Raw genomic sequence first — 15,988 nt, 5'->3', positions numbered from 1 at the left:
GATGTCGGCGCCCACCGTACCGGTGCGGGCCGACATCCGCGTGCCCGATTCCTCAGCGAGACCTCGCCGGGTGGGCCACCTTATCGGACGCGCGTTGGCTGAGCCCGGAGAGCCGCAGGGCGACCCGTCGACGGACCGGTGGCAGCGCCGAGAACAGGCGCAGCAGCGCGTCCCGGGCCGGCCGTCCGGCGGCGGGCACGGTGGCGAGCCGGGTCAACCGGTCGGCGAAGCCGGCCACCTCGTGGGCGAGGGGGCGACGCCGGGCCGCGTACTCGTCCAGCAGGGTCTCGGTGCCCCCGGCCAGCACCGCCGCCAGGGTCTCGCCGAGGTCGACGGCGTCGCAGATGCCGAGGTTCATGCCCTGCCCACCGGCCGGGCTGTGCACGTGCCCGGCGTCCCCGGCGAGCAGCACCCGACCTGCGCGGAAGGTCTCCGCGACGCGTCGGTGCAGCCGGAACCGCGAGGACCAGAGGACCTCCCGGACCTGGTCCGGCCGCCGCCGCAGGCCGCGCTCGTCGAGCAGTCGTTGCAGGTAGGGCAGGTCCGGCTCGGCGGGCGGGTCGGTCACGGTGGCGACCAGCCGCACCCGGTCGTCGGGCAGCGGCGCCCAGACCAGCGGTCCGCCCCGGGCGAGGAAGACCGACGCGCCGTCGCGGGGCAGCGCGCTGTCCAGGCGTACGTCGGCCAGGACGAACGACTCCGCCGACCCGTCCGGGCCGGTGAAGGGGATACCGGCCGACTCGCGGACCGTGCTGTGGATGCCGTCGGCGGCGATGACCCAGCGCGCCCGGACGATCGCGTCACCGAACTGCGCCACCACGCCGTCGGCGTCCTGACGCAGCCCGGTCAGCCGGTACGGCCGCAGCACCCGCCCGCCCGCCTCGGCCAGCCGCTCGGTGAGCACCTCCTCGGTGACCGACTGGGACACCATCAGCGCGTACCGGTGGCGGCTGGGCAGCCGGTCGAACGGCACGGTGATCAGCACCCGGTCCCGGTCGCGGACGCTGAACCGGGCCGACGGCAGTCCGCGTGCGACCAGCGGCCCGCCGGCACCGACCCGGTCCAGCATCTCCAGCGTGTACGCGTGCACGACCGCCGCCCGTGAGGTCACCGCCGGTGCCTCCCGCTGGTCGACCAGGGTGACCTCGACCCCCCGGCGGGCCAACGTGAGCGCGGCGGTCAGGCCGGTCGGACCGGCTCCGACGATCAGGACGTCCGTGGTTCCGGGCAGCATGACGACCTCCCCCGATCCGCTTGCCAACAGCTGTTGGCAAACACTTGTTGGCAACGCTAGGCGCCCCCGATCGGAGAAGTCAACACGTGTTGGCATACCGTCGTGCACATGACGGAAGGCGTACCGCAGAACGAGCCGGCACCCGGCGGTGGCCGCCCGCGCAACGCGGGCGCGACCCGCGCGGCCATCCTGCGGGCCGCCCGCGAGCGTTTCGCGGCCGACGGCTACGACCGCGCGACGATCCGGGCCATCGCCGCCGACGCACGCATCGACCCGTCGATGGTGATGCGCTACTACGGCAGCAAGGAGGGCCTGTTCGCGGCGGCGGCCGAGTTCGACCTGCGACTACCGGACCTGAGTGGCACACCTGCCGACCGCCTCGGCGAGACGCTGGTCGGCTACTTCTTCACCCGCTGGGAGGGGGACACCACGCTGCCGGCGCTGCTGCGCACGGCCAGCACCAACCCGAGCGGCGCCGAGCGGGTACGCGACATCTTCGCCACCCAGCTCGGCACGGCCGTGGCCCGGGTGGTCGTCGACCCGACCGAAGCCCCACACCGGGCCGGCCTGGTCGCCAGCCAACTACTCGGCGTGGCCCTGACGCGCTACGTCCTGCACCTGCCCCCCATGGTCGACCTCTCCCCACCCGCCCTGGTCGCCTGGCTGGCCCCCACCATCCAGCGCTACCTGCGCGACCCGACGCCGGTCCGGTCATGAATGGGCCGGTCAGGGCGTCCGGCATTGCCGGACGCCCTGAGTCGATCAAGAAGTTCTGGTCACAATCGGGCGGCGGAAGCCCCAAAACCTCTTGATCATCCCCGTGGAAGGGGCTTGGCGGGACGGCTCACTTCGGGTCGGGACCCTTGACGACGGGAGCCCGGACCAGGTTGCCCCACTCGGTCCACGAGCCGTCGTAGTTACGCACGCGCGGGTAACCCAGCAGATGCCGCAGCACGAACCAGGTGTGGCTGGAGCGCTCACCGATCCGGCAGTACGCGATCACGTCGTCGTCCGGGCTCAACCCGAGCTGGTCGGCGTAGATCGCGCGCAACTCGTCGGCCGACTTGAAGGTGCCGTCCTCGTTGGCGGCGGACTTCCACGGCTTGCTCACCGCGCCCGGGATGTGCCCGCCGCGCAGCGCACCCTCCTGCGGGTAGTCCGGCATGTGCAGCATCTCGCCGGTGTACTCACCCGGCGACCGCACGTCCACCAGCGGCCGGTCGGCGGCGACGTGCGCCGACACGTCCTCCCGGAACGCCCGCACCGGCGCGTCGTCGCGCTGCGGCACCGGGTACTCCGCGCTCGGCCGGGCCGGCTTGTCCCGGGTCAGCTCCCGCCCCTCGGCGATCCACTTCTGCCGACCGCCGTCGAGCAACCGCACGTCGCGGTGGCCGAAGAGGGTGAAGACCCAGAGGGCGTACGCGGCCCACCAGTTGAAGTTGTCACCGTAGAAGACGACCGTGTCGTCCCGGCCGATGCCCTTGGCCGCACACAACTCGGCGAACCGCTCGGCATCCAGGTAGTCGCGGGTCACCTGGTCGTTCAGCTCCAGATGCCAGTCGACCTTCACAGCACCCGGAATGTGGCCGGTGTCGTAGAGCAGCACGTCCTCGTCGGACTCGACCACGACGAGACCCTCGTCGCCGAGGTGCTCCGCCAGCCATTCGGTGGTCACCAGCCGTTGCGGGTCCGCGTACGACTGGAGTCGGGGATCGGGATCACTGGGCACAGACATGAGCCCCAAGGTACGCCGAGCAACCGCGTCCGCGCGGGGTTGTATGTAAGGAGGGGTCCCCTGCTAACGCCTCCGGTATAGCAGGGGACCCCTCCTAACAACATGCAGCGAGCGGCAGCACCGCCTGGAGCACCCAGTCGGCCTTTGCCCGTCGATCATGGAGTTGTGGTGCGGCCAAAGCCACTAATATCCGCCCATACTGTCGACCACAACCCCATGATCGACGGGGCTGAGCGGGGCGGGGCTGGGCGGGGTGGGGGATCAGTCGGGGAGGGGGGTGAGGGTGGGGCGTTTGGCGGTGCGGGTGTCGCCGGAGGAGCGGCCGGTGAGGCGGCGCTTCAGCCAGGGCGCCAGGTGTTGACCGGCCCAGCGCAGGTCGGCGGTACGGGCGGCCAGCCACGGGCTCGGCGTCGGCGCCGGGGGCACGAGCAGCCACTCCTCGTCACAGCCGACGCCCAGCGCGTCGAGCACCTGGGCGGCCACCCGGCGGTGACCTACCGGCGACAGGTGCAGCCGGTCGGTGCTCCAGAGCAGCGGGTTGAGGTACGTGTCGTCGGCGTACAGGTCGACCAGGATCGCGCCGTACCGCTCGGCGGTCTCTCCGACGGCACGGTTGAGCAGCTCGATCCGGGGTGCGATCAGCCGCTGCCCCGGCAGTCGGGCCATCACGTCGGCGAACCGGAACAGCACCACGTCGGCACCGCCCGAGCGCAGATCACCGACGACCTCGTCGAAGCGGCCGACCAGCGCGGCCGGGTCGAAGTTGCGGCGCAGCACGTCGTTGCCACCGGCGGCGAAGCTGATCAGGTCGGGCTTCATCGCCAGCGCGGACGGCACCTGTTCGGCCACCACATGCGGGAAGAGTCGACCACGGATGGCCAGGTTGGCGTACCGGAACTCGGGCCCGGCCTCGGCGGCCAGCCGGGTGGCCACCAGGTCGGCCCAGCCCCGGAAGGTGCCGTCCGGGTACGCGTCGTCCAGGCCCTCGGTGAAGCTGTCCCCGACCGCGACGTAACTGCGCCAGCGCACTGCTCACTCCTCGAAGCTGCGGGTAAGGCTGCTGTGTGTGTAAGGAAGGGCACCTTATTAACGTCTGCGGTATAGCAGGGGTCCCCTCCTAACACCTGGGAGTCTGGCACCGGCCGCATTCACCGGTCTGCCCCGCGTTCGCCGAACGTGGCAGACGTCATCCACCCAGCGACGCGGCGGGCAACCGTCATCCCTCCGGCGACGCGGCGGGGAGGCGACAGCGGCCGGTGCAGGCGCGCGGCGGGTCGACCGCCGAGCGACGGTACGGCCCCCAGGCGACGAACCGGGCAAACAGCTCAGGCGGTGTCGGGCCGCCGTCCGGGTCGAGCCGGAACAGGTCGAGGGTCGCCTCGAAGTACAGCCCGGACAGGTAGACGGCCAGGTCGAGCCAGCGGTCGTCGTACTCGACACGGAGCAGCAGCCGCGCCTCGGCGCAGGGCCACGAGTGCCCGCAGGCCCGACACAACCAGAGCGGGCGCAGCGGCAGATGCTGCGGGCCGGACATCGGGTGCTGCCGGGGCCGCTCGGCCGCCGGGCCACGACGCGGCACCGGGTACGACTTCGGGTGGGACATCTCGACCTCCGCCTCCGGGTGGGGCCGTCCCGGCACGGGGGAGGTGCCGGGACGGCCCCGGTGCAGTCCCACCCCGTCCCCGGTGGATGGGAGCAGGACCGCCGGGTGACAGTCTGCTGACCGGGCGACTACTGTCGGAAGGCATCGACACCGGCCGTGGCGATGGTGACGCCGGGCCGGGCATCCATCCGAGCGGCCGAGAATTCGTGGAGGCAGCGTGGAATCCGAGCCGACCGCCGAACTGATCCGGGCACAGTTGCGCAGGCTGCGACTCTCGGCCGACCTGACCCAGGAGGATTTCGGCAAGTTGGTGCACTTCTCCGGCTCGCAGGTCTCCGCGATCGAGCTGGGGCAACGCCCGTTCGACCGGCTCTTCCTCAAGCGGGCCGACGAGGTGCTGAAAAGCGACGGCCTACTGTCGGGGCTTCTGCGCATCGCCGAGCTGCACGGCCAGCCGAACTGGCTACGCCCCTGGCTGGACGCCGAGCGCAACGCGCGGCAGTTGCGCTGTTACCACCCGACGCTGATCCCCGGCCTGCTCCAGACCGAGCACTACGCCCGCGCGGTGATCCAGTCCGACGACATGCTCAGCGACGAAGAGGTCGAACGGCGGTTGGCGGTACGGATGGATCGTCAGGCGATCCTCGCCCAGCCGAACCCACCGGCCCTCATTGCGGTGATCGAGGAGACCACCCTGCGCCGAGCTGACGAGAGCTTCCGGAGCATCATGGCTCAGCAGATCAGCCACCTGCTCGAATGCGTCAAGCGCGGCGGCGTGCTAGTGCACCTCATTCCTGCCGAGGCCACCGTCCATGTTGGACACGCCGGACCGATCACCTTGGCCCGAGGGGTCGAGGGTGAGTGGCTGGGGCATCTGGAGAACCATGTCGGCGGCACGACCATCGACCGTGACGAGCAGATCGATACCCTGCTGGTGAGGTGGGAGGGTGTCCGCAGCGTCGCACTCCCCAAAGGACAGTCCGAAGCCCTGATGAAGGAAGTGATGGAGTCATGGTCCACGATCTGACCGGCGCAGCCTGGCGCAAGTCCACCCGCAGCGCGAGCGGCGAGTGCGTCGAGGTCGCCGACAACCTGCCCGGCATCGTCGGCGTCCGCGACAGCAAGGACGTGACCGGCCCCGCGCTCGTCTTCACCCCGTCCGCCTGGCACGCCTTCATCACCGAAGCCAAGCGCCCCTGACCCGAGCGCCCCTGACCAGGACGGCAACGAGCGCGCCCCAGGGCCGTCAGCGTCGTCGACCGTAGGGCCGCAGATCGGCAACGCCAGCACAGCCGGACCGGCAGGGGTCAGGTCAGCGACGTCACCTGCATGATCGCGTCGGCGAAGGCCCTCGGCGCTTCCTGCGGCAGGTTGTGCCCGATGCCGCCGCTGATCGTGCGGTGCTCGTACGGGCCGGTGAACTGCTTGGCGTACACCTCGGGTTCCAGGTGGGGTGCGCCGTTGGCGTCGCCTTCGAGGCTGATGGTGGGCACCGTGACGGCGGGCTTGTCGGCCAGTCGGTCCTCCAGGTCGGCGTACTGCGGTTCGCCGTCGGCCAGGCCCATCCGCCAGCGGTAGTTGTGGATCACGATGTCGACGTGATCGGGGTTGTCGAGGGAGGCCGCGCTCCGGTCGAACGTCGCGTCGTCGAAGCTCCACTGCGGGGACGCCGTCCGCCAGATCAGTTTGGCGAAGTCCTGCAGGTTGCGGGCGTACCCCTGACGGCCCCGGTCGGTGGCGAAGTAGAACTGGTACCACCAGGCGTGCTCGGCCGCAGGGGGCAAGGGTGCCTTGCCCGACTCCTGTCCGTCGATCAGGTAACCGCTGACCGCGACCAGGCCGGTGCAGCGGTCCGGCCAGAGGGCGGCCAGGATGTCGGCGGTGCGGGCACCCCAGTCGAATCCGGCCACCGTCGCCTGCCGGACGTCGAGGGCGTCCAGGAACGCGACCGCGTCGCAGGCCATGGCCGCCGGTTCGCCGTTGCGGACGGCGTCGGGCGAGCGGAAGCTTGTCGTGCCGTAGCCGCGCAGGTGCGGCACGAGCACCCGGTGACCGGCCTCGGTGAGCAGCGGCACCACGTCGGCGAAGCTGTGGATGTCGTACGGCCAGCCGTGCAGCAGCAGGACGACCGGCCCGTCCGGCGGTCCGGCGTCGATGTAGCCCACGTTCAGGACACCCGCGTCGATCTGCCGCACGTCATCGAACAACGCCCCACTCCTCGCCCTCGATCACCGACCGCTCCCCCGGACGGTAGGACGCGACGGAAGGCGGGGACGACGGTTCCGGCAAGGACGGCGGCAGCCGCTGCGGCGCTGGCTAGAATCCCGCGTCGCCGCTGCCGCGCAGCAGGTCGAGCAGCCCGTGACCGTCCTCGATCCAGGCGTCCGGCGCCAACTCGGGCGCGTCGGGCTCGCGGTCGGTGCGCGGCGAGCGCATCAGGACCGCCGCCCCGACACCGGCCCGCCGCGCGCAGGCGATGTCCCGGTGCAGGCTGTCGCCGACGAACCAACACCGATCCACCGGTACGCCGATGGCGTCGGCGGCCAACGCGGCGAAGCGCGGGTTCGGCTTCCGCAGCCCCGTCTCGTCGCTGTAGAACTCGGCGACGAATCGGCCGGACAGTCCGGCGGCAGCCAGGAAGTCGCGGTGGGCGGCACCGCAGAGCGCGTTACTGACCACGGCCATCGGCACGCCTGCCTCGGCAGCGGCCGCCAGCGCCTCGGGGATTCCGGGTCGCACCTGCCACTCGGTGCGCCACGTCGACGCGTACGCCAGCGGGGTGGCCTGTCGCGCGACGGCGGCCCGGGCCGGTTCGGGCCAGGTGTGGGTGACGAAGTCCGCCCACACCCGGTCGTGCGTCAGCTCCATCGGTTCGGCCGAGACGCCGGTCTCGTCCCGCCACCGCCCGTACGCCCGCGCGCCCGAGGTCAGGTCGGCCGCGATCCGCTCGTCCGGCAGGGCACCGTCGATCACCTCGGACATCCGCCGGACGACCTCCGGCGACGCCCACCCGTTCCCCGGTGCGTCCGCCAGCACGCCCCCGAAATCCAGCAACAGTCCGCCCGGCGCCCGCATCATGCCCCCATCCTCGCCCAGAGCGTCACCGGCGACGGGCCCGGTGTGGAGATGCGCCGATCTGCACCGGTCAGGGGCGTACCCGGCTCAGCGCCCAGGCGACGAGGCCGGTCACCACGCCCACGATGACGCCGGTGAAGACGCTGCTGATGGTGGCGAAGAACCGGATGACGACCGTCTGGGCACCCGGGGCCAGGTCGGTGAGGTTGCCGCCGAGCGTCGGCGGCTCGTCGAAGGCGACGTCCCAGAGGAGCTGGTGGGTGACCGCCAACAGGACGCCGTAGCAGAGGCCGACCGCGAGCAGGGTCAGGAACGGGTTGGGTACCCGCCGCACCAGCGCCACCGTGATCCAGACGACCGGCGGTACGACCACCAGCAGCAGGTTGACGAAGGTGCCCTCGTGCACGAGGCCCAGATCGTGCAGCACCACCCGGGGCAGGCCGAGCAGCGCCAACCCGACCAGGGCGAGCAGCGGCAGGCCGAGCGCGGAGCGGTGCGACGAGACAGTGGTCATGCCGGCAACGCTAGGGACGGCCGGGCCGCCCGCCATCCGCACGCGGACCCGATCGCGGTACGTCGGGAGGCGACCCCGGACGTCGCCTCCCGACGACTCCGGCGCCCCCCGTCCGCGCCGTACGCTGGGCCGGTGAGCGGTCAGCCGAGCCAGCCTCCGGTACGCCGGGTCCGGCCCTGGCTCACCGACGTACTCCTCGGCGTGGGCGTCACCGCCGTGGTCTCGGTGGTGATCACCGCCAACGAGGGTGGTCGGCAGGAGCCGGACCGGATCGCGTACCTGTGGGCGGTCGGTCTCGGCGCGCTGATGCTGGCCCGCCGCCGCTACCCGGTGGTGGTGCTCGCCGTCACGGTGCTCGGCCTGTTCGCCTACTACGCCGCCGGCTATCCGGCGGTCGGTCTGGCCGTGCCGGTGGCCGCCGCTCTCTTCTCCGCCGCCGAGCAGGGTCGCCTCGCCGCCTCGGTCGGCGCCGCCGTGCTGGTGGTCGTGGTCTCGGTGGTGGTCCGTCTCGCCGAGGGCCAGAACTTCTCCTTCGTCGTCGGCTACGAGCTGGCCGGTCACGTCCTGCTGATGGGCGCGGCGATCGCGCTCGGCGACAGCCTGCGGTCCCGGCGGGCCGCGCAGGCCGACGCGCGACGGATCGCCGAGCTGACCGAGGAGCGATACCGGCAGGAGGCGGACGCCCGGGTGCAGGGTGAGCGGCTCGCGATCGCCCGGGACCTGCACGACTCGCTCGGCCACACCACCTCGGTGATCGCGTTGCACGCCGACGTGGCCCGGGAGGCGTTGGGCCGCGACGAGGAGGCCACCCGGTCGGCCCTGGAGCTGATCCGCACCACCGCCCGCCGGAGCATGGACGACCTGCGGCGGACGGTGACGCTGCTGCGCCGGGACGACGACCCGCCCCGGACGGTCGTGTCGCTGGCGCACCTCGACGCGGTGACCGGGGCGGCCGGCGCCGCCGGGTTCGACGTCGACGTGCAGGTCCGGCTGCGCGCCGCGCTGCCGGCACCGGTGGAGGCCGCCGCGTACCGGATCGTGCAGGAGGCGGTCACCAACGTGGTCCGGCACTCGGCGGGCAGCCGGGTGGAGATCCACGTCGCGCAGGACGACCGGCAGGTGACCGTGTCGGTCACCGACTCCGGCGCGGACCGGCCGACCACCGACCGGGCCACCGGCGGCGGGCACGGCATCGCCGGGATGCGGGAGCGGGCCCAGAGCCTCGGCGGGTCACTCACCGCCGAGCACCAGGCCACCGGTTTCGCCGTACGCGCCGAACTGCCGTTGGCGGGTACGACATGACGACCGTGCTCGTCGTCGACGACCAGGACCTGGTCCGGGCCGGAATCCGCACGCTGCTGGAGTCCGACGCGCAGATCAGCGTCGTCGGGGAGGCCGCCGACGGCCGCACCGGCCTGCACCTGGCCCGCCGGTTGCGGCCGGACGTGGTGCTGATGGACATCCGGATGCCGATCCTGGACGGGTTGGCCGCCACCGCCGCGATCCGCGCCGACGAGACGCTGGCCGCGACGCGCGTGCTGATCCTCACCACCTTCGACGACGACGAGGACATCGTCGAGGCGGTCCGGCTCGGTGCCGCCGGGTACCTGCTCAAGGACACCGGCTCGGACGACCTGCGGCGAGCGGTGCACACCGCGGCGGCCGGTGGGAACCTACTCTCGCCCACCGTCACCCGCCGGGTGATGGAACGACTCGCCGCCGTTCCCCGGTTACCGCCGCCGGACCCTCGGCTGGCCGTGCTCACCGAGCGGGAACGGGCCGTGCTGGCCCGCGTCGGTCTGGGCGAGACCAACGACGAGATCGGCCGCGCGCTGTTCATCAGCCCCGCCACCGCCCGCACGTACGTGAGCCGTCTGCTGGCCAAGCTGGACGCCCGGGACCGGACCGCGTTGGCCGTCATCGCCCACCGCGCCGGGCTCGCCGACCCCGACCACGGCTAATCGGATCGCCGTCCCGTACCCCGGGTCGTACGCTGCGGCCATGCTGCTGCGCATGTCGACCACGCTGATCCGGACACTGCGCGAGGACCCGGCCGACGCGGAGGTGCCGAGTCACCGGCTGCTGCTGCGCGCCGGTTACCTGCGCCGCGCCGCCCCGGGCGGGTACACCTGGCTGCCGCTGGGCAAGCTGGTGCTGGACCGGGTCGCCGAGATCGTCCGGGCCGAGATGGCCGCGATCGGTGACCAGGAGGTGCACTTCCCGGCGCTGCTGCCGGCCGAGCCGTACCGCACCAGCGGACGCTGGACCGAATACGGCGACGACATCTTCACGCTGGCCGACCGGCGTGGCGCCGAGCACCTGCTCGCCCCCACCCACGAGGAGTTGGCCGCGCTGCTGGTGAAGGACCTGTTCACCTCCTACCGCGACTTCCCGGTCACGTTGTTCCAGGTCCAGACCAAGTTCCGCGACGAGGCCCGGCCGCGCGCCGGACTGCTGCGCGGACGCGAGTTCCTGATGAAGGACGCGTACTCCTTCGACCTGGACGAGGCGGGGCTGCGCGCGGCGTACGACCGGCACCGGGACGCGTACCGGCGGGTCTTCGACCGGCTTAGCCTGGAGTACACGGTGGTGCACGCGACGTCGGGCGCGATGGGCGGTTCCGCCTCGGAGGAGTTCCTGGCCATCGCGCCGGTCGGCGAGGACACCTTCGTGGGCTGCACGGACTGCCACTACGCGGCCAACACCGAGGCGGTGACCACGCCCGCCCCGGCAGCCGGTGACCCGCTGGCCCGGCCGCCCGTCGAGGTGCACGACACCCCGGAGACGCCCACCATCGCCAGCCTGGTCGCGCTGGCCAACGTGCGTCGACTCGCCGGACGCGACGACTGGACCGCCGCCGACACCCTCAAGAACGTCGTGCTGACCGTACGCCGACCCGGCATCGACGAGACCGAACTGCTCGTCATCGGCGTGCCCGGTGACCGTGAGGTCGACCTCAAGCGGCTGGCCGCGGTGCTGGCACCAGCCACCGTGGACATCTTCGACGCCTGGAACGAGCGCCCCGATCTGGTCCGGGGCTACATCGGGCCGCAGGTCTTCGACAAACTCGGCATCCGCTATCTGGTCGACCCCCGGGTGGTGACCGGCACCGCCTGGCTGACCGGGGCGAACGAGCCTGGCCGGCACGCCACGAACGTGGTCTGTGGCCGCGACTTCACGCCGCACGGCACCGTCGAGGCGGCCGACGTCCGACCCGGCGACCCCTGCCCCGCCTGCGTCGGCGGGAGCCTGACCATGCGTCGGGGCATCGAGATCGGACACATCTTCCAGCTCGGCCGCCGCTACACCGACGCCTTCGCGGTCGACGTCCTCGGGCCGCAGGGCAAGCCGGTACGCCCCACCATGGGCTGCTACGGCATCGGGGTGTCCCGGGCGGTGGCCGCGATCGCCGAGCAGCACCACGACGACCGGGGCCTGGTCTGGCCGGCGGCGATCGCCCCCTGCGACGTACACCTGGTGGCGGCCGGCAAGGGTCCCCAGGTCGAGGCGGCGCTCGACCTGGGCGCCCGACTCGCCGCCGCCGGCCTGCGGGTATTGGTGGACGACCGGGCCGGAGTCTCCGCCGGGGTGAAGTTCACCGACGCCGAACTCATCGGCATCCCGCGCACCGTCGTGGTCGGCCGCCGCCTGACCGACGGGTACGTCGAGGTGCGTGACCGGTCCACCGGAGAACGTGCCGAGATCCCGGTGGAGAACGTGACGGACCATCTCGTCGAGGAGTTGGCGCGAAACGTGGTGTAGCGGTCACGTAACGGGGTACGGCATTCCGATCGGCAGATGGTGTTCTGGAGGCTCTCATGACCGAGTATCGGGTCGTCGACGTGATGACCAAGCAGGTGATCTACCTGTCGGCGGAGACCACACTGGACGAGGCCGCCCGGGTGATGCGGGACGCCGACATCGGCGACGTGGTGGTGACCGACGGCGCCGAACTGGCCGGCATCCTCACCGACCGCGACATCGTGGTCCGGGCGGTGGCCGAGAACGCCAGTGCGACGACCGCCACCATCGGCTCGATCCTCACCCGCGAAGTCGTGATGATCGAGCAGTTCTGCACCGCCGCGAAGGCCGCCGCCCTGATGCGCGAGCGCGGCATCCGCCGCATCCTCGTCTGCGACCACGAACGCAAGCTGGTCGGCATCGTCTCCCTCGGCGACCTGGCGATGCAGCTCGACCCCACCTCCGCCCTCAGCGAGATCAGCGAGCAGGCCCCCCAGGTGTAGGGCCAGGTGTAAGGAAGGGCCCCTTCTTAACGCCTACGGTAGAGAAGGGGTCCCCTATTAACAGCCACCGCACACCGCGAGCCGCACCGCGCGACCACGCACCGCGCCCGCGCCCGCGCACCGAGCGCACCGTGAGCCGCACGGCGCATCCGCGCACCGCGCACCGCGCACCGCGCTTCGAGCGCGACACGCGCACGGCAACCATGCACAATCGCGCGGACCGCACCGCACCGCGACCGTGGTCGCGGCCGTACTCCGGCCGCGACCGCAGGGCCGAGCACGCCGCCGGTAGCCTGGCGGAATGCCCGAGATGCCGAGCAAGCTGGCGGAGATCGTCGACGAGTTCGCCTCCGCGCCCCGTGAGGTGGTGCTGGAGATGCTGCTGGAGTACTCCGACGCGGTGCCACCGCTGCCCGCCGACCAGACCGGGCACGAGGGCATGGAACAGGTGCCGGAGTGCCAGACGTCGTTCTTCCTGCGCGCCGAGGTGACGCCCGAGGGCATCGTCCGCACCCTGTTCGACTGCCCACCGGAGGCGCCCACCACCCGTGCGTTCGCCGGCATTCTCGCCGAAGGGCTGGCCGGCGCGAGCCCGGAGCAGGTGCTCGCCGTCCCGGACGACCTGTACCAGCGGATGGGTCTGGCGCAGGCGATCAGCCCGCTGCGGGTACGCGGCGGCAATGCCATCCTCGCCCGACTCAAGCGCCAGGTCCGCGAACAGGTCGGCTGACCCCACCAGCAGGTCCGGAAGCAGGCCGGCTGTCTTCACGTGGCAGACGCGGGAGCGGCCTGACCGTCTCGATGTGGCAGGCGCGGAAGCGGGCCGGATCACTCACCGGCAGGTACGGGAACAGATCGGCGTACCGGCGGGTTGTCTCCGGGCATGGAGATCGACATCTACGCCGACGTGGTCTGCCCCTGGTGCTGGATCGGCCTGCGTCGCCTGGAGGAGGCCCTCGCCTCGTACGACGGTGAGGTCACCGTCCGGCATCGCCCCTTCCAGCTCGACCCGTCCCCGGTGGCCGAGCCGGTGCCGCTGCTCGACGCGTTGGCCGCCAAGTTCGGCGGTCCGGAGCGTGCCCAGCAGATGGCCGCGCAGGTCACCGAGATCGGTGCGAGCGTCGGGCTGGAGCTGAACTTCTCGCAGGCGATCGCGGCCAACACGTTCCAGGCGCACCGGCTGATCGACTGGGCATCCGAGCGGGGTCGTGGCACCGAGACGGTGAACGCCCTGCACAAGGCCCACTTCACCGACGGCGTCGACATCGGCGACCAGAAGGCGCTCGCCGAGATCGCCGCCGGTGTCGGGCTGGACGGCGCGGAGGCCCGCCGCTTCCTCGATTCCGAGGAGGGCGTCGCCACGCTCGACGAGGAGCTGACCGAGGCGCGGCAGCTCGGCATCACCAGCGTGCCGACCTTCGTGTTCGCCGGGAAGTACGGAGTCTCCGGGGCCCAGGAACCGGCCACCCTGCTCGCCGCACTCAACGAGGTCGCGGAGCGCGAGTCCGCCGACTCCTGACCCATCGACGGCGGCGATGTTTCACGTGCAACCACATCGACGTCGTTCGACAGTCAGACCGACTTGGCCAGGCCCTCCACCACCCGCGCGCCGGGCAACACGGCCAACGCCGGGCCCGGCAGGGCGATCTTGCTGTGCCGCACACCCGACCCGATGATCACGTACGGTGCGGCCACCACCCGGGCGTCGACCAGGATCGGCCACTCCGGCGGCAACCCGATCGGGGTGATGCCGCCGTACTCCATGCCGGTCGACTCGACGGCGTCGGCCATCGGGGCGAAGCTCGCCTTGCGTACGTCCAGCGCGCGCCGGGCCACCCCGTTCACGTCGGCCCGGGTGGTGGCCAGCACCACGCAGGCCGCGTACCGGACGACGCCCTCCCGCTTGCCCGCGACCACCACGCAGTTGGCCGACTCGTCCAGCCCCACCTGGTACGCGTCACAGAAGGCGGCGGTGTCGGCGAGTTCGGCGTCGATCGCCGCGACCACTACCGCGTCGACGTCCACCGGCGCGTCGGCGGGCCACTGCGCCAGCGCGTCGGCGACCGGTGCGGCCAACAGGTCGGGGCGACCACGGGCGGGCTCGGTGTGCAAAGTTCCCATCACGGATGCGATCGTCGCATCCGGGGCGGGTGCGCTCGTCACCGAGGGCAGCGGCCAGCCGTGGAGCGACCGGCAACAGGACACGCCAGTCCCATCGCCGGTCAGCCGTTGGTCAGGAAGCCGTGTTCCTGGAGCATCGCCCGGTCCCGGGCGACGGCCATCTCCTCCGCCCGCTCCGCCTGCACGCGGCGCGCCTCGATGTCCTCGAAGGCGTGTCGGACCGCGAGCCGGATCACCCCGTAGAGGAAGACGAAGCCGCAGACGTACAGGAGGCAGGTGACGACGAACGTGAGCATGAGCCGACGGTAGGGCGAACGTGAACGAGAGCGAGCGTCATCTTGTCGCCGTTCCCCCGTACGTGTCGGCCAGGTAGTCCGCCCAGGTCCGCCGACCCGTCGGGTGGGCCTCGGTGACCAGTCCACCGTCGCGCAGCTCGCGACCGAGGCGGCCGGGGAATCGCACCGGCAGCATCGGTCGGCGGGACTTCCGCGCCTGCCGCCAGGTGCGTACCGCGTCGTCGAACCGCAGCACCTCGGGGCCGCCGTACTCCACGATGCCGTCGCGCGGACCGGCGCGCAGCAGCTCGATCAGCTTGTCCGCCACCTCACCGGGATCGACCGGCTGGGCCACCACCGCCCGGTCGGCGATCACCTGGCCGAGCTTGCTCGACGTCTGCAGCAGCTCGTCGAGGAACTGCGGGAACTGGGTTCGACTGCAGGGACGACGGATCGAGGACCGTGTGGCGTGACAGTTGTGGGCCACCTCACCGGGCCAGTTCCAGCACGGTGAGTACGACGAAGAACGCGATCACCGCCTCGCTGACCAGCCAGGCGTGACTGTTGGCCCAGTCCCGGATCCGGGGCAGCACCGCCGCCGCCCGCCGCCCCAGGAGCAGCAACGCCAGCAGCGGCAGAGCCAGCAGGGTCAGGGTGAGCAGCATGAACGGCAGCAGGTGCCACCACGGCAGACCCTGCCGGGCGGCACTGGCACCGACCGTGAGCATGGTCAGGTCGTCCGCCGGCATGGCCAGAAAGAGCAACAGGCCGACTCGGAGCGCATACCGGCCGGTGGCGTGTTGGAGCCGACCCATCCAGGTGGGTGGCCCGGAGTGGCGCCGCAGGAACACCACCACCGCCAGGACGGCCAGCAGCACCAGGACGAGCCAGTCGACGATCCGTTCGAACCGGCCGTCACGGTCGTCGACGCTGATCCGGAACAGGTGGGTGACCAGCCAGGCCAGTGTCGTGCCACCGCACACCACGATGGCCGCGCCGGCCAGGTAGCCCAGCGAGGCGGCCCGGGGCCGGTCGGAGGAGGCGAAGAAGACCGCCGCCACCAACTGGGTCCCGGCGACCATGACCACGGCCAGCGGCAGGAGAGCCAGGAAGTTCATCGCGTGCCCATCCTCCCGGCTGCCTCCAGCCCGCACTCCGGATTCGGCGGATGCGCTACGTCAGTCGGA

The 15,988-nt window shown here is 71.8% G+C and carries 19 protein-coding genes and 1 pseudogene; 9 read left to right on the top strand and 11 right to left on the bottom strand.

The annotated features are described in order from the left end of the window. Positions 1-52 precede the first annotated feature (52 nt). Positions 53-1,234, bottom strand: a complete 1,182-nt coding sequence (locus ACIBO1_RS10710) for an FAD-dependent oxidoreductase (protein WP_396743844.1) — start codon at positions 1,232-1,234, stop codon at positions 53-55. A 108-nt stretch (positions 1,235-1,342) separates the two neighbouring features. Between ACIBO1_RS10710 and ACIBO1_RS10705 the strand changes: the two genes are divergently transcribed. Further along, positions 1,343-1,951, top strand: coding sequence for a TetR family transcriptional regulator (locus ACIBO1_RS10705; RefSeq protein ID WP_396743841.1), 609 nt, complete (start codon positions 1,343-1,345; stop codon positions 1,949-1,951). Positions 1,952-2,078: 127 nt separating this feature from the next. Here the strand turns inward: ACIBO1_RS10705 and ACIBO1_RS10700 are convergent, their stop codons facing one another. From ACIBO1_RS10700 to ACIBO1_RS10690, 3 genes are all read right to left on the bottom strand, one after another. After that, entirely contained in the window at positions 2,079-2,969 is an 891-nt protein-coding gene (locus ACIBO1_RS10700; protein WP_396743838.1) for a sulfurtransferase, read from the bottom strand. A 261-nt stretch (positions 2,970-3,230) separates the two neighbouring features. Next, the gene (locus tag ACIBO1_RS10695; RefSeq protein WP_396743835.1) at positions 3,231-3,998 is read right to left on the bottom strand and encodes an SGNH/GDSL hydrolase family protein; all 768 of its coding nucleotides are present in this window, start codon (positions 3,996-3,998) and stop codon (positions 3,231-3,233) included. A 187-nt stretch (positions 3,999-4,185) separates the two neighbouring features. Then, positions 4,186-4,572, bottom strand: coding sequence for a hypothetical protein (locus ACIBO1_RS10690; protein WP_396743832.1), 387 nt, complete (start codon positions 4,570-4,572; stop codon positions 4,186-4,188). A gap of 217 nt (positions 4,573-4,789) precedes the next feature. Between ACIBO1_RS10690 and ACIBO1_RS10685 the strand changes: the two genes are divergently transcribed. Next, positions 4,790-5,599 (top strand): helix-turn-helix transcriptional regulator, encoded by an 810-nt coding sequence (locus ACIBO1_RS10685; RefSeq protein WP_396743829.1) that lies wholly within the window; start codon positions 4,790-4,792, stop codon positions 5,597-5,599. After that, positions 5,584-5,772, top strand: a complete 189-nt coding sequence (locus ACIBO1_RS10680; protein WP_396743826.1) for a DUF397 domain-containing protein — start codon at positions 5,584-5,586, stop codon at positions 5,770-5,772. Before ACIBO1_RS10685 ends, ACIBO1_RS10680 begins: the two co-directional genes overlap by 16 nt. Positions 5,773-5,879: 107 nt before the next feature. Here ACIBO1_RS10680 and ACIBO1_RS10675 read toward each other — a convergent pair whose 3' ends face one another. From ACIBO1_RS10675 to ACIBO1_RS10665, 3 genes are all read right to left on the bottom strand, one after another. Further along, positions 5,880-6,779: an alpha/beta fold hydrolase gene (locus ACIBO1_RS10675; RefSeq protein ID WP_396743823.1), complete on the bottom strand. Its 900-nt coding sequence runs from the start codon at positions 6,777-6,779 to the stop codon at positions 5,880-5,882. A 109-nt stretch (positions 6,780-6,888) separates the two neighbouring features. Next, positions 6,889-7,650 (bottom strand): HAD family hydrolase, encoded by a 762-nt coding sequence (locus ACIBO1_RS10670; RefSeq protein WP_396743820.1) that lies wholly within the window; start codon positions 7,648-7,650, stop codon positions 6,889-6,891. Between the two features lie 67 nt (positions 7,651-7,717). Further along, positions 7,718-8,161: a hypothetical protein gene (locus tag ACIBO1_RS10665; protein WP_396743818.1), complete on the bottom strand. Its 444-nt coding sequence runs from the start codon at positions 8,159-8,161 to the stop codon at positions 7,718-7,720. Positions 8,162-8,293: 132 nt separating this feature from the next. Between ACIBO1_RS10665 and ACIBO1_RS10660 the strand changes: the two genes are divergently transcribed. From ACIBO1_RS10660 to ACIBO1_RS10635, 6 genes and pseudogenes are all read left to right on the top strand, one after another. Continuing rightward, complete coding sequence (locus tag ACIBO1_RS10660) at positions 8,294-9,463, top strand: sensor histidine kinase (protein ID WP_396743815.1); 1,170 nt, start codon at positions 8,294-8,296, stop codon at positions 9,461-9,463. Next, complete coding sequence (locus tag ACIBO1_RS10655; protein WP_396743812.1) at positions 9,460-10,122, top strand: response regulator; 663 nt, start codon at positions 9,460-9,462, stop codon at positions 10,120-10,122. Before ACIBO1_RS10660 ends, ACIBO1_RS10655 begins: the two co-directional genes overlap by 4 nt. A gap of 40 nt (positions 10,123-10,162) precedes the next feature. Continuing rightward, positions 10,163-11,923, top strand: coding sequence for a proline--tRNA ligase (locus ACIBO1_RS10650; protein ID WP_396743809.1), 1,761 nt, complete (start codon positions 10,163-10,165; stop codon positions 11,921-11,923). 56 nt (positions 11,924-11,979) lie between these two features. Continuing rightward, the gene (locus tag ACIBO1_RS10645; RefSeq protein ID WP_350697960.1) at positions 11,980-12,405 is read left to right on the top strand and encodes a CBS domain-containing protein; all 426 of its coding nucleotides are present in this window, start codon (positions 11,980-11,982) and stop codon (positions 12,403-12,405) included. A 301-nt stretch (positions 12,406-12,706) separates the two neighbouring features. After that, a complete protein-coding gene (locus tag ACIBO1_RS10640) occupies positions 12,707-13,135 on the top strand; it encodes a SufE family protein (protein ID WP_396743805.1) in 429 nt (142 codons plus the stop codon). 135 nt (positions 13,136-13,270) lie between these two features. After that, positions 13,271-13,924 (top strand): annotated as a pseudogene (locus tag ACIBO1_RS10635) (DsbA family protein); the annotation flags it as partial. A 53-nt stretch (positions 13,925-13,977) separates the two neighbouring features. Here the strand turns inward: ACIBO1_RS10635 and ACIBO1_RS10630 are convergent. From ACIBO1_RS10630 to ACIBO1_RS10615, 4 genes are all read right to left on the bottom strand, one after another. After that, entirely contained in the window at positions 13,978-14,526 is a 549-nt protein-coding gene (locus ACIBO1_RS10630) for a YbaK/EbsC family protein (protein WP_396743802.1), read from the bottom strand. Between the two features lie 101 nt (positions 14,527-14,627). Next, positions 14,628-14,822, bottom strand: a complete 195-nt coding sequence (locus tag ACIBO1_RS10625; protein ID WP_396743799.1) for a hypothetical protein — start codon at positions 14,820-14,822, stop codon at positions 14,628-14,630. A gap of 37 nt (positions 14,823-14,859) precedes the next feature. Next, positions 14,860-15,177, bottom strand: a complete 318-nt coding sequence (locus tag ACIBO1_RS10620) for a hypothetical protein (protein ID WP_396743796.1) — start codon at positions 15,175-15,177, stop codon at positions 14,860-14,862. A 112-nt stretch (positions 15,178-15,289) separates the two neighbouring features. Continuing rightward, positions 15,290-15,919: a GAP family protein gene (locus tag ACIBO1_RS10615; RefSeq protein ID WP_396743793.1), complete on the bottom strand. Its 630-nt coding sequence runs from the start codon at positions 15,917-15,919 to the stop codon at positions 15,290-15,292. Positions 15,920-15,988 lie beyond the last annotated feature (69 nt).

The organism is Micromonospora sp. NPDC049903, from assembly GCF_044460945.1.
GTDB lineage: Bacteria > Actinomycetota > Actinomycetes > Mycobacteriales > Micromonosporaceae > Micromonospora.
The sequence above is the reverse complement of the archived record's forward strand: the minus strand, read 5'-3'. Positions and strand labels throughout refer to the sequence as shown.